At 61.8% G+C, this 20748-nt stretch carries 16 protein-coding genes; 10 read left to right on the top strand and 6 right to left on the bottom strand.

The window, feature by feature from the left end; genetic code table 11:
- The first annotated feature begins 116 nt into the window (after positions 1-116).
- The 6 genes from LB558_RS29365 to LB558_RS29340 all read left to right on the top strand — a co-directional run bounded on the left by LB558_RS29365 (position 117) and on the right by LB558_RS29340 (position 7077).
- Positions 117-1775, top strand: a complete 1659-nt coding sequence (locus LB558_RS29365) for a hypothetical protein (RefSeq protein ID WP_224700714.1) — start codon at positions 117-119, stop codon at positions 1773-1775.
- A gap of 76 nt (positions 1776-1851) precedes the next feature.
- A complete protein-coding gene (gene crcB, locus LB558_RS29360; RefSeq protein ID WP_224700713.1) occupies positions 1852-2226 on the top strand; it encodes a fluoride efflux transporter CrcB in 375 nt (124 codons plus the stop codon).
- A gap of 63 nt (positions 2227-2289) precedes the next feature.
- Positions 2290-3270, top strand: a complete 981-nt coding sequence (locus LB558_RS29355; RefSeq protein ID WP_027038726.1) for an RluA family pseudouridine synthase — start codon at positions 2290-2292, stop codon at positions 3268-3270.
- A 47-nt stretch (positions 3271-3317) separates the two neighbouring features.
- The gene (locus LB558_RS29350) at positions 3318-4190 is read left to right on the top strand and encodes a DMT family transporter (RefSeq protein WP_224700724.1); all 873 of its coding nucleotides are present in this window, start codon (positions 3318-3320) and stop codon (positions 4188-4190) included.
- Positions 4191-4201: 11 nt separating this feature from the next.
- Positions 4202-4993 (top strand): ATP12 family chaperone protein, encoded by a 792-nt coding sequence (locus LB558_RS29345; RefSeq protein ID WP_224700712.1) that lies wholly within the window; start codon positions 4202-4204, stop codon positions 4991-4993.
- 194 nt (positions 4994-5187) lie between these two features.
- A complete protein-coding gene (locus LB558_RS29340) occupies positions 5188-7077 on the top strand; it encodes an MFS transporter (RefSeq protein ID WP_224700711.1) in 1890 nt (629 codons plus the stop codon).
- A gap of 95 nt (positions 7078-7172) precedes the next feature.
- Here LB558_RS29340 and LB558_RS29335 read toward each other — a convergent pair whose 3' ends face one another.
- Positions 7173-7370, bottom strand: a complete 198-nt coding sequence (locus tag LB558_RS29335) for a DUF2735 domain-containing protein (RefSeq protein WP_224700710.1) — start codon at positions 7368-7370, stop codon at positions 7173-7175.
- Between the two features lie 317 nt (positions 7371-7687).
- Between LB558_RS29335 and LB558_RS29330 the strand changes: the two genes are divergently transcribed.
- A complete protein-coding gene (locus LB558_RS29330) occupies positions 7688-8728 on the top strand; it encodes a glutamine synthetase beta-grasp domain-containing protein (protein ID WP_224700709.1) in 1041 nt (346 codons plus the stop codon).
- Between the two features lie 739 nt (positions 8729-9467).
- Here LB558_RS29330 and glnA read toward each other — a convergent pair.
- Positions 9468-10877, bottom strand: coding sequence for a type I glutamate--ammonia ligase (glnA, locus tag LB558_RS29325; protein WP_112395089.1), 1410 nt, complete (start codon positions 10875-10877; stop codon positions 9468-9470).
- Between the two features lie 62 nt (positions 10878-10939).
- Entirely contained in the window at positions 10940-11278 is a 339-nt protein-coding gene (locus tag LB558_RS29320) for a P-II family nitrogen regulator (RefSeq protein WP_006205430.1), read from the bottom strand.
- Positions 11279-11636: 358 nt separating this feature from the next.
- Here LB558_RS29320 and LB558_RS29315 point away from each other — a divergent pair, with 358 nt between their 5' ends.
- Together LB558_RS29315 and LB558_RS29310 are read left to right on the top strand one after the other, a co-directional pair.
- Positions 11637-13181 carry an NAD(P)H-hydrate dehydratase gene (locus LB558_RS29315; RefSeq protein ID WP_224700708.1) on the top strand — a complete coding sequence of 515 codons (1545 nt, stop codon included), beginning with the start codon at positions 11637-11639 and terminating at the stop codon, positions 13179-13181.
- On the top strand, positions 13178-15178 hold the full coding sequence (locus LB558_RS29310) for a hypothetical protein (protein WP_224700707.1): 2001 nt from the start codon (positions 13178-13180) through the stop codon (positions 15176-15178). The genes LB558_RS29315 and LB558_RS29310 overlap by 4 nt, the downstream gene beginning before the upstream one ends.
- 12 nt (positions 15179-15190) lie before the next feature.
- Here LB558_RS29310 and LB558_RS29305 read toward each other — a convergent pair whose 3' ends face one another.
- Positions 15191-16723 carry an acyl-CoA carboxylase subunit beta gene (locus LB558_RS29305; protein WP_127260161.1) on the bottom strand — a complete coding sequence of 511 codons (1533 nt, stop codon included), beginning with the start codon at positions 16721-16723 and terminating at the stop codon, positions 15191-15193.
- A 405-nt stretch (positions 16724-17128) separates the two neighbouring features.
- On the opposite strand from LB558_RS29305, the gene LB558_RS29300 reads away from it, so the two are divergent.
- The gene (locus tag LB558_RS29300) at positions 17129-18553 is read left to right on the top strand and encodes a DEAD/DEAH box helicase (RefSeq protein ID WP_224700706.1); all 1425 of its coding nucleotides are present in this window, start codon (positions 17129-17131) and stop codon (positions 18551-18553) included.
- Positions 18554-18653: 100 nt separating this feature from the next.
- On the opposite strand, the gene LB558_RS29295 is transcribed toward LB558_RS29300, so the two are convergent.
- Positions 18654-19628 carry an alpha/beta hydrolase gene (locus tag LB558_RS29295; RefSeq protein ID WP_224700705.1) on the bottom strand — a complete coding sequence of 325 codons (975 nt, stop codon included), beginning with the start codon at positions 19626-19628 and terminating at the stop codon, positions 18654-18656.
- Positions 19629-19705: 77 nt separating this feature from the next.
- Positions 19706-20527 carry an SDR family oxidoreductase gene (locus tag LB558_RS29290; RefSeq protein ID WP_023812065.1) on the bottom strand — a complete coding sequence of 274 codons (822 nt, stop codon included), beginning with the start codon at positions 20525-20527 and terminating at the stop codon, positions 19706-19708.
- Between the last annotated feature and the right edge of the window lie 221 nt (positions 20528-20748).

The raw sequence follows: 20748 nt of genomic DNA, 5'->3' as shown, positions 1-20748 counted from the left end.
TGAGTTCCGGCCATCCCTTGTGGGCCGCTCATGCGCCGGAACGGGTCCTGGCTGCATAAACGGTGGTCCCGGGCTGACTTTGATAGTTCTGCCTCTTCTCCTTCTGGCGGCCGCAAGTGACGAAGAACAAATCTCTCGGATTTTGGGCAACGACATATGTGTGCACCGCTCTTCTGGGAGTTGCTCTTGCTCTCAGCTATGTAGGGCTTGAACAGCCTGTCTATTACTGGGACTTCGCTGCCTATTTCGACACGTTTAGCCGGCAAGGCACGCTCTTGATTCAGAGCCCTCTCGAGTGGCTCAGCCATTTGAGGACCTCGATCGCCACGGATGACTACAGTGCGGCGATCCTGGTGCCGCTGATGCCGTTTCACATCATTTTTGGCGATTCGAGGTTTTCCTACATCGCCGGAATAGTCGCTGTTTATCTGGTCCCGACCGCTCTTCTTGTCGGCAGAATAAGCTATCTGGAGGCGGCGACCGGGACGTCTTCATGCCGAAGCTGGCTCACCGTATGGATTGCGGCCTTTCTCTACACGCCCTTCTGGGCGGCGACGCTTCGTGGGTTGCCTGACATTGCCGGCTGTCTCGCGCTTTGCGCGGCAACCTATTTTCTCTGGAAATCGAAGTTCCTGACCCATGAACCGGTGATCAGCGGTATACGTGTCGGCGTATGCCTGTGGTTGGCATTCGTGCTGCGCCGCTGGTATGCCTATCCCGTCATCGGGGTCGGAATTTCCGCAGCCTTCTTCTGTTTTCTGCAGGTCGCGAAAGACCGGGACTTTCCGGCACTCCGCAATGCCGCCGTCGGGGGCCTGTGTGCGATCCTCGTGGTTGTCGGAGCCGCCCTGACCTTCCAGCAACCCCTGATCCTCAAGATACTGGGAACCAGCTATGGCGACCTTTACAGCGGATACAAGACAAGCTTCGTTTCACAGGTTTTCCAGGTAGGATCGCGGCTCAGCTATGTGAACTGGCTGTTGATCTTATTTGGCCTTTACATCTCCATCATACGCCAAAACAGATTTTCCCTGTTCTGTGCCGTTGCTTCGGCACTCACCTTCTTCCTCTTCACCCGCATGCAGGACCCGGATCGCCATCATTCGGTGCCAGTCTTTCTTTGGCTCTTTCCTGCCTACGCCCAGGCAATCGTTGCGATCGTTTCGATGCCGGCGCTGAGATCGCGATGGTCGAACGCCGCGATAGCCGTTGGCGCCGTGCTGGCGTTTTTCGGTACCTTTTTCCCGATTGGCCGTCAGGTGCTGTCACCGATCAGCTACGTCTTTGCCAGGGAAGCCACGCTCCCGCTGCACCTCGACAATCTACCAGAATACAGGCGCCTTATCGATGACCTTCTTGGAAAGATGGGACCGGGGGACCGGCTGTCGGTATTTGCATCCAGCGGGATCATGAGCGACTCATTGCTGTATGAAATGGACAAGGACCTTTACCCTCGCATCGAGTGGGCCTGTCAGGTTGATAGTCGCGATCGGTTCAGACCGGCGGCGTTGAAGTCCAAATATGTTGTCGTGACCGATCCGCCCGTTATCCATCTGCAGCCGGGCGCGCAGCTCTGTGTCTCGATACCGGACCAATACATTGTCGAGGGCAAAGGCATCGGCGCAGCATACAGGCGCATCGCAGCGTACCAGCTATCCGGCAACGTCAAGGGCTACCTCTACGAACAGGTGCGCCCTGTCGGCAAAACGGAGATCGATGACCTCTATAACGAGTTCAGGAAAAAATATCCGGGATGGGCAACGCCTGAGTGGTGACGAGCTCGGCTGTTCTGTGCGGTTGCGCCCACAACGAGGGATTGACCGGGCAGCCCTGTGGGGGCAGTAAACGGTCATGTTCAATCTGTTTCTCGTCGTCGTCGGCGGCGGCATCGGCGCCGGTATCCGCCACCTGACCAACGTCGGCGCGCTGCGCCTTGTCGGCCCCAACTATCCCTGGGGCACGATGGCCATCAACGTCATCGGCTCCTTCGCCATGGGGCTGTTCATCGCCTCCATGATGCGCCGTGGCGGACCGAACGAGATCAGGCTGTTCGTTGCTACCGGCATTCTTGGCGGCTTCACAACCTTCTCAGCCTTTTCGCTCGATTTCGCGACGCTGTGGGAGCGGGGAGCCACGCTGCCTGCGCTGGGTTATGCCTTTGCCAGCGTCGTTGGCGCCATTATCGCTCTGTTTCTGGGACTTTGGCTCGCAAGAAGCCTGCCTTAGTGCTATTGCCGCGCCAAGAACAGGCCGGGCTTCGCTCGGGAAACGGATAAGCGACAAAAAAACATGGCAGGCGTTGAACAGATCACGGTGGAGGCCGGCGAGGCGGGCATGCGGCTCGACCGCTGGTTCAAGACCCATTTCCCGGGCCTTGGTTTCGGCCATTTGCAGAAGCTTCTGCGCTCCGGCCAGATCCGTGTCGACGGCGGCCGGGTCAAGGCCGACACTCGTGTCGAGCCCGGCCAGATGGTTCGCGTCCCACCGCTCGAGGTCGATAAGAAGGGCGAGAGTGCGCTGACCGGCCACTCGATCCGCAACCAGGGCGATGCCGATGTCCTGTCGAAAATGCTGATCCACGAAGACCCTAAGGTTTTCGTCTTCAACAAGCCGGCGGGCCTTGCGGTGCAGGGCGGCTCGGGCGTCACTCGCAATGTCGACGACATGCTGGAGGCCTGGCGCAACCAGAAGGGCGAGAAGCCCAGATTGGTTCACAGGCTCGACCGCGACACCTCGGGCGTGCTGGTCGTCGCCCGCAGCCGGCTGGCCGCCATGAAGCTCTCGGAAGCGTTTCGCGCCCGCGAGACCAAGAAGACCTATTGGGCGCTGGTCAAGGGCGTGCCGCCCAAGCGCGAGGACAAGATCTCGACCTGGCTGATCAAGGAGCCGACGCCGGATGGTGACCGCGTGCGTGTCGCCGCGCACGGCGAAAAGGGCGCCGACCACGCCGTGTCCTATTACCGGATCATCGAGCAGGCGGCGCAGACGATGACCTGGCTGGAGATGGAGCCTTATACCGGCCGCACCCACCAGCTTCGCGTTCATGCTGCCCACATCGGCTGCCCGATCCTGGGCGATCCGAAATATTTCGAGGCCGACACGAACTGGGACTTTCCCGGGGGCATTCAAAACCGCCTGCATCTGCACGCCCGCCGCATCATCATTCCGCATCCCGACAAGGGCGTCATCGATGTCACCGCGCCAATGCCACCGCACATGCGCCAGAGCTGGAACCTGATCGGCTTCGACGACGCCAGCGCGGAGGACTGATCGTGAGCGGCGCCACCGACGCGCTCGACCGGCGCGACACGGTCGACATGGCCGCCGCCGCCATCATGGTCGGACTGACCTTTTCCTGGGGGCTGAATTACGTCGCCGCCAAGATCTCCTACGCCGGCTATGACCCGGTTTTCCTGTCGATCTCGCGCTCGATCATCGGTGGCCTGTGTGTCTTTGCCTGGTGCCGGTGGCGCGGTATCGCGCTTTTCACGCGCGACGGGACTTTGCTCGCCGGCATCGTGGTTGGCGCGCTTTTCGGCATCGAGTTCCTTTGCCTTTATGTCGGCCTGGAGCATACGACCGTTGCCCGCAACACGCTGCTGGTCAACACGATGCCGTTCTGGATGCTGCTCGGCGGCCATTTCCTGCTCGGCGAGCAGATCACGTTGAGAAAATTCCTTGGCCTGCTGCTGGCCTTTGCCGGCCTTGCCGCGGTGTTTTCCGACAAGCTTGGCGGCGGCGGAGACATGCTGTTCGGCGATCTGCTGAGCCTTGGCTCCGGATTCTTCTGGGCTTTGACCAACATCCTCATCAAGCGGTCGAAGCTGGTCGAGGCGAGCGCCGAGAAGCTTCTGCTTTACCAACTCGCCGGGGCAGCGATTGTAGGCGTATTGGTGCTCCCTCTCGCCGGCCCGCCCGTTCGCGACCCGACCGTGCTGCCGACTTTGGCGCTGCTTTTCCAGGCGGTCTACATCGTCGCCTTCACTTATGTGCTGTGGTTCTGGCTGCTGCGGCGCTATCCGGCATCAGGCCTGTCCAGTTTCACCTTCCTGTCGCCGGTTTTCGGCGTTTTGTGCGGCGCCATGTTCTTGAATGAGCCGCTGACCATGCGCATTTTCCTGGCACTTGGCCTCATTGCCGCCGGCCTGATCATCGTCAACCGGCCGGCGCGCAAGCTGACGCCGGTGTAAGAGAGACCTTCATGCGTGATATCCTCAACGACCTCGAAGCGGGCAAGTATCTCTCCGACCCGGATCCTGTGCGCCGCGCCCAGATCCAGATGAAGACGCATCTGCCGAAGCGCTTCTACAAGGCCGCCTCTGTCGCACCTGTCGACAATGGCTTCGCCGTGCATCTCGACGGCAAGCCGGTGCGCACCCCGGGCAAGGCGCTGCTGGCGCTGCCTACCGAGGCGGCAGCCGCGCTCGTCGCCGACGAGTTCGCCGCCCAAGGCGAGACCATCGATCCGGTGACCATGCCGGTGATGCGTCTCGTGAACACCGCCATCGATGGTGTCGCCAGCGACCCGCAGGCGGTGCTGGAAGACATCCTGCGCTTCGCCTCATCCGATCTGCTCTGCTACCGCGCCGACGCGCCGCAGGGGCTGGTGGAGCGGCAGAACCAGCATTGGGACCCGGTGATCGACTGGGCGAGGGCGACGCTCGGGGCTCGCTTAAATCTCGCCGAGGGGATCATCCATGTCGAGCAGCCGCGCGAAAGCATCGCCGTGCTGGGCAGCCATCTTGCCCAGCGAATTGAGCCGCTGCGGCTGGCCGCCATCCACGTGATGACCTCGCTGACCGGCTCGGCGCTGCTGGCGCTGGCTGTCGATTTCGGGGAACTCGATGCCGAGTCTGCCTGGGCCGCTGCCCATGTCGACGAGGACTGGCAGATCGAGCATTGGGGGCAGGATGCGGAGGCCGTTGCCCGCCGTGCGGCTCGCAAGCGCGACATGATGGCTGCTGTCGGCCTGCTGGAAGCGCTCAAGGGGTAGGGGTTTCCCAGCTCGCCCGGGTTCATCCCGCAGCGCACCTAATACCAAAGTCATAATCCCAAAGACGCGCTGCCTTTGGCGGGCGGTTTCTGTCATTTTTCCCGTGATAGCTGTGCTTGATTCCGCGCTCGGAGGAGAACACGGACAAATGTCGCGCAGCATCGAGGACAAGGGTCTCACGGGAGGACAACTCAATGGCAGTGGCATCAACCGCCGGCGGAGCAAGCCGCGGCATGACGCGAGAGGAGAAGAAGGTCATCTTCGCTTCCTCGCTCGGTACCGTTTTCGAATGGTATGATTTCTATCTCTACGGATCGCTGGCAGTGTTCATTGGTTCGACCTTTTTCAGTCCTGCCATTCCGGAAGCGACGCGCAACATTTTCGCGCTGCTGGCTTTCGCCGCCGGCTTCCTGGTGCGCCCGTTCGGCGCCTTGCTGTTCGGCCGCATCGGTGACCTTGTCGGCCGTAAATATACCTTCCTCGTCACCATGACGATCATGGGCTTGTCGACCTTCCTGGTCGGCTTGCTGCCTGGCTATGCGACCTTGGGCATCGCCGCTCCGGTGATCCTGATCATCCTGCGCATGCTGCAGGGCTTGGCACTGGGTGGCGAATATGGCGGCGCGGCCACTTACGTCGCCGAACATGCGCCGGACAATCGGCGCGGCTACTATACCTCGTGGATTCAGACCACGGCGACGCTCGGTCTGTTCCTGTCGCTGGTTGTGATCCTGATCGTACAGGCTTCATTGAGCAAGGAAAACTATGCTGCCTGGGGCTGGCGTATTCCGTTCATCGTATCCTTCCTGCTGCTAGGCATCTCGATCTGGATCCGGCTTTCGCTTTCCGAATCGCCGACCTTCCAGCGCATGAAGGATGAGGGCAAGGGCTCCAAGGCGCCGTTGACGGAAGCCTTCGGCCAATGGAAGAATGCCAAGATCGCACTGCTGGCGCTGCTCGGCCTCACCGCCGGTCAGGCCGTGGTCTGGTACAACGGCCAGTTCTATGCGCTGTTCTTCCTGACCAACGTGCTCAAGGTCGACGCGCAGTCGGTCAACATCATGATCGCGATCGCCCTGGCAGTAGGCTCGATCTTCTTCGTCGTCTTTGGCTGGCTCTCCGACAAGATCGGCCGCAAGCCGATCATCATGGCAGGCCTTGCCTTGGCGATTGTATGCACCTTCCCGCTGTTCAAGGCACTCACCTGGGCTGCCAATCCGGCGCTTGCCACAGCCCAGCAGAACACGCGGGCGATGGTGACGGCAGCACCTGGCGATTGCAAGTTCCAGTTCAATCCGGTCGGTACGGCGAAGTTCACGACATCCTGCGATATCGCGACCTCGTTCCTGACCAAGAACTCGGTTCCCTATGACGTCGTGTCGACCGCCGCCGCCGGCACACCCGCATCTGTCAAGATCGGCAACGAGACGGTGGATTCCTATGACGCCATCGCCGCCGGCGACCAGGCCAAGACCAAGGAAGCGGCCTTCATCAAAGCCGTCAACATGTCGCTGCAGGACGGCGGCTATCCGCTCAAGCGCGCGGCGATCAAGGTTGCGGACCAGAAGCTCGACGCGTTTGTCGCCGCCAACCCGGAACTGAAGCTCGATGCCGCTGCAATTCGCGCCGGGGAGAAGGTGACGGTGCCGATCGATCAGGCGGTCAAGGAGAAGCTGCTGACCACCGATGAGGCGGCGGGCGCACCCGAAGTCACCGTCTACAACATCCCAGGTGGTGGCGCGTACGCCATGTTCGCCGACCCGGCGGCGGTGAACTGGCCAATGACGATCGGTATCCTGTTCATCCTGGTCCTGTTCGTGACCATGGTCTACGGGCCGATCGCGGCGATCCTGGTCGAGATGTTCCCGACCCGCATTCGCTACACCGGCATGTCGCTGCCCTACCACATCGGCAATGGCTGGTTCGGCGGTCTGCTGCCGGCGACGGTGTTCGCGCTCAGTGCCTACAAGGGCGATATCTACTACGGCCTTTGGTATCCGGTGGTGATCGCGGCGATAACGTTGGTCATCGGCATGATCTTCGTCAAGGACACGCTCGGCACCGACCTGCACGCCAAGGAGTAATGGGCACAACACGCAGAAAAAAGCCCGGCGCGAGCAATCGCGCCGGGCTTTTGTGTGTTTGGTCAGTTCGTTGAGAGGGCTACTGCCCGTTGCTGTCAGCTTTTGCGACCCCGGGCCTCTTCCTCGATGGCTGCCTCATGGTACCAGCCGTCACCGAAATCCGCGCGGGCACCACGCAGCGAGGCAAGCTCTGCCGCAAACTTAGCCTTTCCGCTCAAATTTGAGGCAGAGAGGCGCGCTGCCGCCGGGAACATCAGAATTTTTGCCGACGGTCGCGTGGAAATGATTTCCATTGTCGGGATCCTTTCTTCTGCCGAACCTTGTTGATTCAACTTGATCTGAAGATAAGGTCTGCAATCAAGATAGGCAATATGCCTACGAAAAGATCAGTATTTGCCTATTATTTGTGCTTGTAGCGACCGTGATCGATCCGAACGCATTGCTTAGGCGGCTTGCCGACTTCAAGGGAATGCCGCGTCAATTTTGTCGCATCCTCCAGGCCAAGAGTGGCACACGAATTGCATTTTATGGATCCGGCAGGGCCGGCTGCTGATGGCAGACGCATGTCGACGCCGTTCAGTGTTCGGTGATCAAGCAACGAGAGGCTAGAATGACGAAATACAAGCTCGAGTATATCTGGCTCGATGGATACACCCCGGTCCCCAACCTTCGCGGCAAGACGCAGATCAAGGAATTCGCCGAATTCCCTGAGCTTGAGCAGCTGCCGCTGTGGGGCTTCGATGGTTCCTCGACCCAACAGGCCGAAGGGCACAGCTCCGATTGCGTGCTGAAGCCGGTTGCGGTCTATCCGGATCCCGCCCGCACCAACGGCGTGCTGGTCATGTGCGAAGTCATGATGCCCGATGGTGTCACGCCGCATGCCTCCAACAAGCGCGCCACCGTCCTCGATGACGAAGGCGCCTGGTTCGGCTTCGAGCAGGAGTACTTCTTCTACAAGGACGGCCGCCCGCTCGGCTTCCCCGAGAGCGGCTACCCCGCACCCCAGGGCCCGTACTACACCGGCGTCGGCTATTCCAATGTCGGCTCCGTCGCGCGCCAGATCGTCGAGGAGCATCTCGACCTCTGCCTCGCCGCCGGCATCAACCACGAAGGCATCAACGCCGAAGTTGCCAAAGGCCAGTGGGAATTCCAGATTTTCGGCAAGGGCTCCAAGAAAGCCGCCGACCAGATGTGGATGGCCCGCTACCTCATGCAGCGCCTGACCGAGAAGTACGGCATCGACATCGAATACCACTGCAAGCCGCTCGGCGACACCGACTGGAACGGCTCGGGAATGCACGCCAATTTCTCGACAGCCTATATGCGCGAAGTCGGCGGCAAGGCCTATTTCGAAGCGCTGATGGCAGCCTTCGACAAGAACCTGATGGATCACATCGCCGTCTACGGCCCGGACAACGACAAGCGCTTGACCGGCAAGCACGAGACCGCGCCGTGGAACCGGTTCAGCTATGGCATTGCCGACCGTGGCGCCTCGATCCGCGTGCCGCATTCCTTCATCAAGAGCGACTACAAGGGTTATCTGGAAGACCGTCGCCCGAACTCGCAGGGCGACCCCTACCAGATCGCCTCGCAGATCCTGAAGACGATCGCCTCGGTTCCGGCAAGCGCCCAGGTTTCGGCCGCCGCGTAAGTGTTTGGACTATGACAAGAAGACCCCGGCGTTCGTTTGCGCCGGGGTTCTTTTTTGGCCGTTACCCGGCCGACTGCATCCCTGGTAAACATACCCAGAAAAAGTCAGGCAATTCATGCGGTCGCAAATCGCCCGGGAGTGCTGCCCGCAGCCGTGTGAGCCTCCGGCGACACTCGCCAGAAAGCCCGGAAAAGCGCCTTTTTCATCCCTTATCCGGGCGATGGACCTTCCATAAGCATTTGTTCATACAATGGAATCGGTCATTCGCGGCCTAGCCGGCGGCGTTGACAGATCACGCTGCGGCATGCGTATTCGCAGGCCTTGGGGTTACGTCACGCAATGCTGTTCGAACGGGCGGGGTTTCTTGAACGGCGGCATTGGCGGGGGCGCCGGACGAGCGGTCACTGTAGCCTGAGACAGTGCTCCGCTCGCTCCTGGCTCCGGCGTTGGCGACCGAGCGCCTCCCTTGATCATTTACTGAGCACCGCCGAGTTGTGACTGAAGTCACCGGACCGACGGGCTCAGGCTGGCCGCCCGATGGACCGCGGATCCAGAATCCAGGCATTGTATGATCGTCGAAGACGAAAGGCGGATACGGCTGTCCATGCACGGCTGCCGCGCAGGCGAGACATGCCGGTCGGCTGGCAATTCCTGTTGGAGCGCAGCAAAAAGCCCTTGAAAGAGGGAAGTCTTTCAGGGCTTTGAGCGTTATAGCTAATCTTGGACTGAGATTGAAATCTCAGACGGAGTAGTACATGTCGTATTCGACCGGATGCGGGGTCATTTCGAAGCGCATCACTTCGGCCATCTTCAGCTCGATGTAGCTGTCGATCTGGTCGTCATCGAAGACGCCGCCGGCTTTCAGGAAGCCGCGGTCCTTGTCGAGGCTCTGCAGCGCTTCACGCAGCGAGCCGCAGACGGTCGGGATCTTCTTCAGCTCCTTCGGCGGCAGGTCGTAGAGATCCTTGTCCATCGGCTGGCCGGGATGGATCTTGTTCTTGATGCCGTCGAGGCCGGCCATCAGCAGTGCGGAGAAGGCGAGGTAGGGGTTCGCGCCCGGATCGGGGAAGCGGACCTCGACGCGCTTGGCCTTCGGCGACGAGCCGAACGGGATACGGCAGGAGGCCGAGCGGTTGCGCGCCGAATAGGCGAGCAGCACCGGCGCTTCATAGCCCGGAACCAGGCGCTTGTAGGAATTGGTCAGCGGGTTTGTGAAAGCGTTGATCGCCTTGGCATGCTTGATGACGCCGCCGATGAAGAACAGGCAGCTTTCCGACAGACCGGCATATTCATTACCGGCGAAGGTCGGCTTGCCGTTCTTCCAGATCGACATGTGGACGTGCATGCCCGAGCCGTTGTCGCCGAAGATCGGCTTCGGCATGAAGGTGGCCGTCTTGCCATATGCGTTGGCGACCTGGTGGACGACATATTTGTAGATCAGCATCTTGTCGGCGTTGCGCACCAGTGCGTCGAACTTGATGCCGAGTTCGTGCTGGGCCGCCGCCACCTCATGGTGATGCTTTTCGACGCGCACGCCCATCTCGGCGAGCACAGTCAGCATTTCCGAGCGCATGTCCTGCGCGCTGTCGATCGGCGGCACCGGGAAGTAGCCGCCCTTGACGCGCGGACGGTGGCCGAGATTGCCAGTCTCGTAGTCGGTGTCGTCGTTCGACGGCAGTTCGGTCGAGTCGAGCTTGAAGCCGGTGTTGTAGGGATCAGCCTTGTATTTCACGTCGTCGAAGACGAAGAACTCGGCTTCCGGGCCGACGTAGATGGTGTCGCCGATGCCTTCGGCCTTCATGTAGGCCTCGGCCTTCTTGGCCGTGCCGCGCGGATCGCGGTTGTAGGATTCACCCGAAACCGGATCGAGGATGTCGCACAGGATGACCATTGTCGACTGGGCGAAGAACGGATCCATGTGAACCGTGTCCGGATCGGGCATCAGCACCATGTCGGACTCGTTGATGGCCTTCCAGCCGGCAATCGACGAGCCGTCGAACATCACGCCGTCGGCGAACATGTCTTCCTCGACCTCGATGACATCCATCGTCACGTGCTGCAGCTTGCCCTTCGGGTCTGTGAAGCGCAGGTCGACGAATTTCACGTCGTTGTCCTTGATCTGCTTCATGATGTCTTTGGCTGTCGTCATGTCATGTATCCCTGTGTGACGTTTTTTTGATGATGACGTTTCAGGAGGATGGCGGGGTCAGGTCAGACCGCGTCCATGCCCGTTTCGCCGGTGCGGATTCGCACGACTTCCTCGATATTGGAAACGAAAATCTTGCCGTCGCCAATACGGCCGGTCTGGGCCGCCTTGCGGATGGCCTCGATCGCACCTTCGACCGCATCGTCGCCGAGCACGACCTCGATCTTCACCTTGGGCAGGAAGTCGACGACATATTCGGCGCCGCGATAAAGTTCGGTATGGCCCTTCTGACGACCGAAGCCTTTTGCCTCGGTGACAGTGATGCCTTGCAGTCCGGCTTCCTGAAGCGCTTCCTTCACTTCGTCCAGCTTGAATGGCTTGATGATCGCTTCGATCTTTTTCATGTAAAAAGTGGCCTCCACTGCCAAAAAAACGGGTTGTGACCCCCCGCTTGCGCCTCCATCAAGCACGAACTGTGCCAATTCAGCGGATTCTAAGCGGTCTCATAAGATTTCAAAGCCGCGCCGCACCGGGATGCAAATTCGCGTCATTCACTGCACCGGAAGCGGCATGGGCTGCCAGAGCCTACACAGCGCCAGCACCCACGTCCGCACAAAAATCAGGCATATTGCCTATCCCTCAGGCAATTTTCTGCCCGCGATGCCTTCGTGCCAACGTTATGGCTGCAGATCTCGGCAACCCCCCCTTGTTTGCTTAGGATCGAAATTGGACAATGCTTGATCGCATGCGGATGGGCAATCCATGAGCAACGAACTTCTTTCCCCGGCCGAAATGAGCGAGGCCGATCGGCTGACCATTGCCGCCGGTCCAGCCGACGGCATCGGCCTGATGCGGCGCGCTGGTGAAGCGGTCGCGGCTGAGATTCTCAAGCGTTATCACGCAGCGACGCATGTCCATGTGCTGTGCGGTCCCGGCAACAATGGCGGTGATGGCTATGTCGTCGCCCGCATCCTGGCCGCCAGCGGCGTTGGCACAACGATCTGGTCATCCGGAGCGCCGAGGCCGGAAAGCGATACGGCGCTCGCCGCCGCCGAATGCCCGATCAAGCCTCGGCCGCTGTCTGGTTTCGACGCCGAGCCTGGCTCGATCGTGGTCGATGCGCTCTATGGGGCAGGGCTGTCCAAGCCGCTGTCCGGCGATGCCGGCAAGGCTGTCGATACCGTGACAGCCCTGCACCTGCCCGTGGTTGCGGTCGACCTGCCGTCGGGGGTCTCGGGAACCAGCGGCGACATATCGGGTAGGGCGTTTCGCGCCGAAGTCACCATCACCTTCGCACGGAAGAAACCTGGCCACCTGCTGCTGCCGGGACGCGGGCAATGCGGTGAAATCGTGCTCGCCGATATCGGCATTGCAGACGGCATCATCGCCCAACTCGCCGTCTCGACCTTCGAGAATGTGCCGGACCTGTGGTTGGGGGATTTGCCCGTGCCGGCGCTGGATGCGCACAAATACAAGCGTGGCCATGTCGGCGTCTTTTCCGGCGGCCCAAGTGCTACCGGCGCGGCGCGGCTGTCGGCGCTCGCTGCCGCGAGAAGCGGGGCAGGGGCGGTCACCGTGCTGTCGCCAGGCAATGCCATGCAGGTGAACGCCGCGCATTTGACTTCGATCATGCTGCGAGAAGCGGGCTCGCTCGAAGAGGTGCAGGAATTTTTGGCGGCCCGCCATCCCGAAGCATTGGTGTTCGGACCGGGGCTCGGCCCCAAACCCGAGGTGGGCGATTTCGCCCTGCAACTGATCAAAGCTCTGACGGCGGAGGCACGCACATCGGCGGCCGCAAGCCACGCCCTTGCGATGGTGCTCGATGCCGACGCCATCACCTCTCTGGCCCATCAGCCGCAGGCGCTGTTCGAAGCTGCCCGTCAGCCGAATGCGCCAGCCTTGGCGGTCACACCGCATGAGGGTGAATTCGGCCGCTTGTTCGCCGATATCGCCGGCGACAAGACCCTGTCGAAACTGGACAGAGCGCGTGCTGCCGCAGCGCGGGCCAATGCCGTCATCGTCTACAAGGGCGCCGATACGGTGATCGCGGCGCCGAATGGCAGAGCGGCGATCAATTCCAACGGCGCGCCTTGGCTGGCCACAGCCGGGTCAGGTGATGTGCTGTCAGGCATCATTGCCGGTCTGCTCGCACAAGGCATGCCAGCGTTCGAAGCGGCCTGTGCGGCGGTGTGGCTGCATGCTGAAGCCGGCAGCCGGTTCGGCCCCGGCCTGATCGCCGAGGATCTGCCGTTGGCGCTGGTGCCGGTGCTGCGCGAACTGTTCGACGCGCGCATGGCTGGTCAATGAACCGCGCCTTGGCTTTGCTGCTCGTCACGCTCTTTGCCGTCTTCGTGGCGTCGATGGCGCGCGCCGAGGGCCATGTGACCGTCGTCGACAATCCGGCGGTGCTCGCCGCGCTCGATGCCAAGGGTTTCGCCTTCGCAGACCTCTTCGAAGTCGACGGTGAGGACGGTCTGAAGACGCTCTACGACGAGGCGCCGGCCTATCACGCCATCGTCGAAACGGTAGCCTCCGATGTTGCGGCACTGCGCGCCGATATGAAGGCCGGCGGGCGGCCGCTCTACGAGGTCACCGACGGCAATGTCGGCCGCATCATGGACATGCGCTGGCTGAAGACCGATGCCGCGCGCTTCCGGCTGGTCGGCGTCGTCAACCGGCTCGACCGTCGCGATTTTGCGGTGCTGCAAGGCGACAGGAACTGCGGCGAGGTGCGCTTCATCTACCGCCTGGCCTACAGCTTTCGCAAAAACGGCAAGCTGCTGGCGTCGCGCCTGCCGTTCAATTTCAACGCCGTCTACAACGCCGCACCCGATGCCGATGGCGGCTGCGTCGGGGTTGCCGGACGCTGGACGCCCCAGCTCGACGAGACCGTCGATGCCGGCTGGCTGACCGGCGGGCCGCTGGAGAAGGCCGGGCTGACCTTCAAGCAGCTGGAGCTCAACGCGCAGGTGGTGCGCTTTCCCTCCGGCCAGGAAACCGAGTTCGGCGGGCAGGCTGCCTATCTGATGCGGATATTCGGCGTCGATGGCGCTGATACCAGCGAGAAGCTGCTGGAGAACACGCCTGACACCGTGCGGCTCTCGCAGGACGCGGCGCTGAAGGCACGGCTCGCCGCCTATGTCGGCGCCAATCTGCCGGGGGTTGACGAAGGCGTCTATGAAATCCCCGACGAGTTCCTGGCCAGGAAAATCATCTCATGGTCGACCTTCGGCAGTGCGCGGCAGGCCAATCATCCGTTTACGCAACTGTTCCAACCCAAGGAATTCGCACCCCTCGATTATTCCACGCTGAAACTGGTGCGTACGCCGGAAGCGCTGGTCGAGCGGCTGGACAACGGCGCCTGCCAGGGCTGCCATCAGGCCGGTTCCACCGCCGGCTTCCATTTCATCGGGCTCGACGACAAGACGACGTCGCCGTTGAACCGCATCGAGGTCGGCATTTCACCGCATCTTCATGCCGAGATCCCGCGCCGCCAGGCGTGGCTCGCCGCCACGGCAGAAGGCAAGCAGCCGAACCGCTTCCGGCCGCTCTCCTTTGCGCCGCCGGCGACCTGGACGGATACCGCGGTCGACTACGCGCCGGCCGAGATGGCGATGCCATGCCTGATGCCCGAAGATGCCGACCGCTTCGGCGCAAGCTGGCAGTGCGGCGGCGGCACCGTCTGCACCCCGTTGGCCACCGCTTCCGGCGTGCGGACGAAACTGGCGCAATGCCTGCTGCCCAAGAATAGCGAAAAAATGTTTTCCGGCCATCCCTGCCTGACCGGCTCGATCGCCAGCAACGCTGCGCAGCCCTTCAACGACCGCTACAGCAAATCGGGCCAGTTCGCGGCTTTCGCGCCTGACGTTTCCCGCACCGCCTACACCTGCCGTCCGCCGAAGATCGGCGTGCCGGGCGGAATCGCCTATCGCGGCTGCGACGACAAGGACCGCTCCTTCGCGGCATTCAAAGCCGGCAAGCCGATGCCGAACGAGATCTGCGGCCTGGTCGGCGGCAAGAAATTCGACATCTGCGTGGCCACCAACAATTTCGACCAGTGCCTTGGCGGCGCCGTTAATCGCGGCAACCGACCGGCCTGCTCGGCCGATCATTTCTGCCGTGAGGACTATATGTGCCAGTCGCTGCCGCCGGACACGCCTGGCATCGGCAAAGTGAAAGGCGTCGGCTTCTGCTCGCCGACCTACTTCATTTTCCAGATGCGCATCGACAATCACGCAACGCCATGGGGCAGCCCTGTCCGCGCCACCGTGGGAGCGGGATTTGGCGCGGTGGAAGAAGAGTGAGCTGCCGAAGCCTCACAGCGGAATGTTGTCGTGCTTCTTCCAGGGGTTCTGCATATCTTTGTTGCGCAGCATGCGCAGCGCTCGCGCTATGCGGCGGCGGGTTGAGTGCGGCATGATCACCTCGTCGACATAACCGCGTTCGGCGGCGACGAAGGGCGACAGGAAGCGATCCTCGTAAGCCTTTGTATGAGCTGCGATCTTTTCCGCGTCGCCGATGTCCTTGCGGTAGATGATCTCGACCGCGCCCCTGGCGCCCATCACCGCGATCTGCGCCGTCGGCCAGGCATAGTTCATGTCGCCGCGCAGATGTTTCGAGGCCATCACGTCATAGGCGCCGCCATAGGCTTTGCGGGTGATGACGGTGATCTTCGGCACGGTGGCCTCGGCATAGGCGAACAGGAGTTTCGCGCCATGCTTGATCAGCCCGCCATATTCCTGTGCCGTGCCGGGCAGGAAGCCGGGGACATCGACGAAGGTGACGATGGGAATAGAAAAACAGTCGCAGAAGCGTACGAAGCGCGCTGCCTTGCGGCTGGCGTCCGAATCGAGCACGCCGGCCAGCACCATCGGCTGGTTGGCGACGAAGCCGACGGTGCGGCCCTCGACGCGGCCAAAGCCGGTGACGATGTTCTTGGCGAAATTTTGCTGGATCTCGAAGAAATCGCCTTCGTCGGCGACTTTCAGGATCAGCTCCTTGATGTCGTACGGCTTGTTGGCATTGTCGGGGATAAGCCGGTCGAGCGACAAATCATGGTCGGTGACCGACTGGTAGCATTCGATCTCGGGAAGCTCCGATGTGTTGGAGGCCGGCAGCAGGTCGACCAGCCGGCGCATCTGCAGCAACGCCTCGACGTCATTGTCATAGGCGCCGTCGGCGATCGAGGATTTGGTCGTGTGGACGGAGGCGCCGCCGAGACTCTCGGCGGTCACCGTCTCGTTGGTCACGGTCTTCACCACATCCGGCCCGGTGACAAACATGTAGGATGTGTCGCGCACCATGAAGATGAAGTCGGTCATGGCAGGCGAATAGACGTCGCCGCCGGCGCATGGGCCCATGATGACGGAAATCTGCGGAATGACGCCGGAGGCCAGCACATTGCGCTGAAATATCTCGGCGTAGCCGCCGAGTGCGGCGACGCCTTCCTGGATGCGCGCGCCGCCCGCATCATAGAGGCCGATGATCGGCGCGCGGTTGCGCAGCGCCATCTCCTGCACCTTGATGACCTTCTCGGCATGCGCTTCCGACAGCGAGCCGCCGAACACGGTAAAATCCTTGGCGAAGAGGTAGACCGGGCGGCCGTTGACGGTGCCCCAGCCGGTGACCACGCCGTCGCCGGCGATCTTGGTCTTCTCCATGCCGAAATCGGTCGAGCGGTGCTCGACATACATGTCGAATTCCTCGAACGAGCCCTCGTCGAGAAACACCTCGATGCGTTCGCGCGCGGTGAGCTTGCCCTTCTTGTGCTGGGCGTCGATGCGAGCCTGTCCGCCACCCATGCGGGCGATGTCGCGGCGGCGCTCGAGTTCCTTCAGCACGTCTTTCATCGATTACCTCCCAGGCCAGCGGCATTCGTGGTAATCGTGCCGGCAAGCGAGCGCAAGCGCCGCTTGCGTCATGGTTTTGTTGCACCGCAGCATGACGCCCCTTGCATTTGGCGGCGAACTGCGCCATATGCGGCGACATAGGCGCTTGGGCCGGGACTATCGGCCTTCTCGACGAATGAGACTGGTTGCGTCTGTTTTCCCTCTTTCCGGTATGCCGGCCCCTCTTTCCGGTACATCACAAAGCGGCGAAAAAGCCCCGTGGCATGATGCCTGCGGGCACGACAGCGCAGCCGAGTGGACGAACCCGTCCGCCCGCCTTGTCGTTCATCACAGATTTTTCGACGGCAGGTTGCGCCCTGCCGCCATCGCTGTTTGCGGCCAGAGGCCGCGTGAAAGAAGATTATTTTGACCAACGAAAACACTTTGCCCGGTAGCAACACTGCGGAACTCACCGGTTTCGCGGCACTGGGTATTACGGGCGCGCTGCTCAAGGCCACCCACAACGCCGGCTTCGCCGAGCCGAAGCCAATCCAGGCGCAGGCGATCCCGCCGCAGATGGAAGGCCGTGACATTTTCGGCATCGCCCAGACCGGCTCGGGCAAGACCGCGGCCTTCGCGCTGCCGATCCTGTCGAAGATCATCGCACTTGGCACCAAGCGTCGGCCGAAGACGGCACGTGCGCTGATTCTGGCGCCGACGCGCGAACTCGCCGTGCAGATCGAAGACACCATCAAGATCCTCGCCAAGGGCGCGCATGTCTCGACCGCGCTCGTGCTCGGCGGCGTCTCCCGCTTCAGCCAGGTGAAGAAGGTTGCTCCCGGCGTCGACATCCTGATCGCAACGCCCGGCCGGTTGACCGATCTGGTGCGTGAAGGCGACCTCGTGCTTGCCGACACCAAATGGCTGGTGCTGGACGAAGGCGATCGCATGCTCGACATGGGCTTCATCAACGACGTCAAGCGCATCGCCAAGGCGACCGCGCCCGACCGTCAGACGGTGCTGTTCTCGGCGACCATGCCCAATGAAATCGCCGAGCTGGCCAAGGGCCTGCTGAAGAACCCGATCCGCGTCGAAGTCGCGCCGCAAAGCACGGCGGCTGCCGAGATCGTGCAGGGCGTCGTCTTTGCTCGCACCAAGCAGAAGCGCCAGGTTCTGTCGACGATGCTCGCCGACGAGGCGATGAAATCCGTCATCATCTTTTCGCGCACCAAGCATGGTGCCGACAGGGTGACCAAGGATCTCGAGCGCGACGGCTTCAAGGCCGCCGTCATCCATGGCAACAAGTCACAGAACGCCCGCCAGAAGGCGCTCAATGATTTCCGCGACGGTTCGGTGCGCATTCTGGTGGCGACCGACATCGCGGCGCGCGGCATCGACGTGCCCGGCATCAGCCATGTCGTGAATTTCGACCTGCCGGACGAAGCGGAGAGCTACGTCCACCGCATCGGGCGCACCGGCCGCAACGGCATGGACGGCATCGCGATCACGCTTTGCGATCCTTCCGAGAACAGCAAGCTGCGCCAGGTCGAGCGCATCATCCGCACCAAGCTGCCGATCGTTGCCGACCATCTCGGCAGCCCCGATCCGCTGCGCAATCCGGCTGAAAAGAACGAGCGCTTCGAGCCGGCCAATGATCGCAACGACCGCAATGGTCGTCGCGACGGCAGGCGGCCCGGTGGCGAGAACAAAGGCAACGGCTTTGGCAAGAAGCGCTTCGGCGACAAGCCGGCTTTCGCTGGCGAGCGCAAGCCGGATGGCGCCAAGCCGGCTTTCAAGGGCAACAACAAGCGCCGCTTCGGCGGCAAGCGTCCGGCGGCGCGGGCTGCGTAAGCCAGCTTGCGTTGTAATCAGTCAGGCTTAGCCTGGTTGATTGCTGGGACAGACGAAAAAGGGCGGCTGAAGCGATGCTTCGGTCGCCTTTTTCGTCTGCTTACTTCACCACCGCTTCGATCCAGACGGCGATCCTTTGCGCCAGAAACGCCGTGGTCGATGGCGACAGCGCGTCGCCGGCAATGACGTGATTGTCCGGGTCGCCGGTGTCGTCGACTGGAACCAGTTCATGCGGCGCGCCCCAGCGCCCGGCAATCTCGCGGGTGCGGTCGGCCCGCACCACTTTGTCCGAATCAGAAAAGATGAACAAAGCAGGGATGGTCGCCTTCTCTACCGGCGCGCCATAGGCAAGCTCGGTCAGCGCCTGCATCGGCAAGGTTGCCTCGATTGGGTAGCGGGTGGTCCAGAATTTTTCATGCAGCGCGTTGCGCGGCACGAAGCTGTGTTCCTTGCCGGCCACCAGCCTGGCGATCTGTTTGCCCCATGGCATGGTCAGGATCTCGGCGCCGGACGCCTTGACGCCGAAATTCGGCGAGATGAACGCGATCGCCGCCACCCCGTCCGATGCGCCCGGCTGCGTTGCCGCCCAGACCGCCAGCGAGCCGCCGGTCGAGGTGCAGATAACGATCACCTTGTCGCCGATCGCCCGGCCGACGGCGATCGCTTCCTCATAGTCGTTGATCCAGGCATTGATGCTGCCTTGCGTCATCGCCGCGCCGTCCTGTCCATGACCGGTGAGGCGGGTGTAGAAGAGGTTGGCGTCGAGCTGGTCGGCCACGTCGTCGGGCAGCGGGCGGACCTCGCCCTTCGATGCGGAAAAGCCGTGGATGTAGACGATCGACAGCGGCGTCCTGGCATGCACCAACGGATCGGCCCAGACGATCTCCTTCTCCAGCCCGTCACGGATTCGGGGGATGGCGGCTTCCGCCTTTGCCACATAGGCCTGCGGATCGTCACCGATGAGCGAGGGATCGAAACGGATCGTGGTGTCGACGCGAACGCGCGGGCCGAGCACGAAGGCCAGTGCGAGAATGGCGACAAGGCCCAGCACAGCAAGCACGATCCGTCGCCCCATCGCAGACTCCACGCAGCACTTGTCTCAACCATGGCGACGGCGGCCCGAAATGGGAGCCTGCCAATTTCACAGGCGTCCTATTCGATCGGCGGCTTGCGGTCGTAGTGCAGAGGCCGCGCCTTCCAACTGGTCATCAGGCTGATAAACCCTCTGCACAGCGGCCTCGGCAGCAGGCCGAGCAGTTTCAGGGGCCAGCTTGTCCGGCGGGGGAAATGGACTTCGAAGCCGCCCGACTTGATGCCTCGCGCCATGCGGCGCGATGCGCGGCTGACTGGCATCAGTCCCGGCATGGGCAGCATGTTCTTCTCGGTCAGCGGGGTGTCGATGAAGCCTGGATTGAACACCTGGATACGCACGTTCATCTTGTCGAAATCATACTTTAGCGACTCGGCCAGGATGTTGATGGCCGCCTTGGTGCCGCCATAGGCGGCAGTTGTCGGCCAGCCGAAATAGGATGTCACGGAGCCGACCAGCACGACATGGCCGCGCGCCCGCACACGCATGCGTTCGACCGCGGGCACGAGGCCGTTGATGATGCCGAAATAATTGACCTCAAAGGACCGGCGAAAGTCGTTGACGACAAGATTCTCCCCCGGCGTCGAAATGTAGTTCCCTGCATTGAAGATAGCGAGCACGATGGGACCGAGCTCCTTCTCGATCGCGGCGACGGTTCTTGCCATGCGCGGCTCGTCGGTGACATCGCAGGGAAAGGCCGTGACGCTGCCCGGCATCTGCGCGGTCTCGACGACAAGCGTGTCGATCGGATCGTCGTCAAGCGCCGTCACCGCGACGGCATAGCCCTGGGAAGCAAGATCCCTGGCCAGGGCACGGCCGATGCCGCTTGAGCCGCCCGTGATCCAGGCGACGCCGTGCTTCGGGTTAGCCCGGTAGAGTGTCATGCTGCGCCCTGTCGACTTGTTGGTGCTTTGCTCTAGAGCAGTTCACCGTTTCACGGAAACGGCGACCCGCTCTGACTCCTTGTTTTTTACGAAATTCCGGACGGAAAACCGTTTCACACTTTTTCCTGGAATTGCTCTATCGGTGAAGAAATCGAATGAAAAGGGTGCTTTTCATCGCCGTGCGGAAATGAACTGTGGGGCATGAAGGCGATGTTGAGAAG

It is taken from the genome of Mesorhizobium sp. CO1-1-8, assembly GCF_020164875.1.
Classification (GTDB): Bacteria; Pseudomonadota; Alphaproteobacteria; order Rhizobiales; family Rhizobiaceae; genus Mesorhizobium.
Note: the sequence above shows the minus strand (reverse complement) of the source record. Positions and strands in the feature narration are given on the sequence as shown.

Excerpts from the sequence above, each read along its gene's own strand:
- crcB (WP_224700713.1), top strand. The coding sequence starts at position 1,852 with ATGTTCAATCTGTTTCTCGTCGTCGTCGGCGGCGGCATCGGCGCCGGT.
- LB558_RS29355 (WP_027038726.1), top strand. The coding sequence starts at position 2,290 with ATGGCAGGCGTTGAACAGATCACGGTGGAGGCCGGCGAGGCGGGCATG.
- LB558_RS29350 (WP_224700724.1), top strand. The coding sequence starts at position 3,318 with ATGGCCGCCGCCGCCATCATGGTCGGACTGACCTTTTCCTGGGGGCTG.
- LB558_RS29345 (WP_224700712.1), top strand. The coding sequence starts at position 4,202 with ATGCGTGATATCCTCAACGACCTCGAAGCGGGCAAGTATCTCTCCGAC.
- LB558_RS29340 (WP_224700711.1), top strand. The coding sequence starts at position 5,188 with ATGGCAGTGGCATCAACCGCCGGCGGAGCAAGCCGCGGCATGACGCGA.
- LB558_RS29335 (WP_224700710.1), bottom strand. The coding sequence starts at position 7,370 with ATGGAAATCATTTCCACGCGACCGTCGGCAAAAATTCTGATGTTCCCG.
- LB558_RS29330 (WP_224700709.1), top strand. The coding sequence starts at position 7,688 with ATGACGAAATACAAGCTCGAGTATATCTGGCTCGATGGATACACCCCG.
- glnA (WP_112395089.1), bottom strand. The coding sequence starts at position 10,877 with ATGACGACAGCCAAAGACATCATGAAGCAGATCAAGGACAACGACGTG.
- LB558_RS29320 (WP_006205430.1), bottom strand. The coding sequence starts at position 11,278 with ATGAAAAAGATCGAAGCGATCATCAAGCCATTCAAGCTGGACGAAGTG.
- LB558_RS29315 (WP_224700708.1), top strand. The coding sequence starts at position 11,637 with ATGAGCAACGAACTTCTTTCCCCGGCCGAAATGAGCGAGGCCGATCGG.
- LB558_RS29310 (WP_224700707.1), top strand. The coding sequence starts at position 13,178 with ATGAACCGCGCCTTGGCTTTGCTGCTCGTCACGCTCTTTGCCGTCTTC.
- LB558_RS29305 (WP_127260161.1), bottom strand. The coding sequence starts at position 16,723 with ATGAAAGACGTGCTGAAGGAACTCGAGCGCCGCCGCGACATCGCCCGC.
- LB558_RS29295 (WP_224700705.1), bottom strand. The coding sequence starts at position 19,628 with ATGGGGCGACGGATCGTGCTTGCTGTGCTGGGCCTTGTCGCCATTCTC.
- LB558_RS29290 (WP_023812065.1), bottom strand. The coding sequence starts at position 20,527 with ATGACACTCTACCGGGCTAACCCGAAGCACGGCGTCGCCTGGATCACG.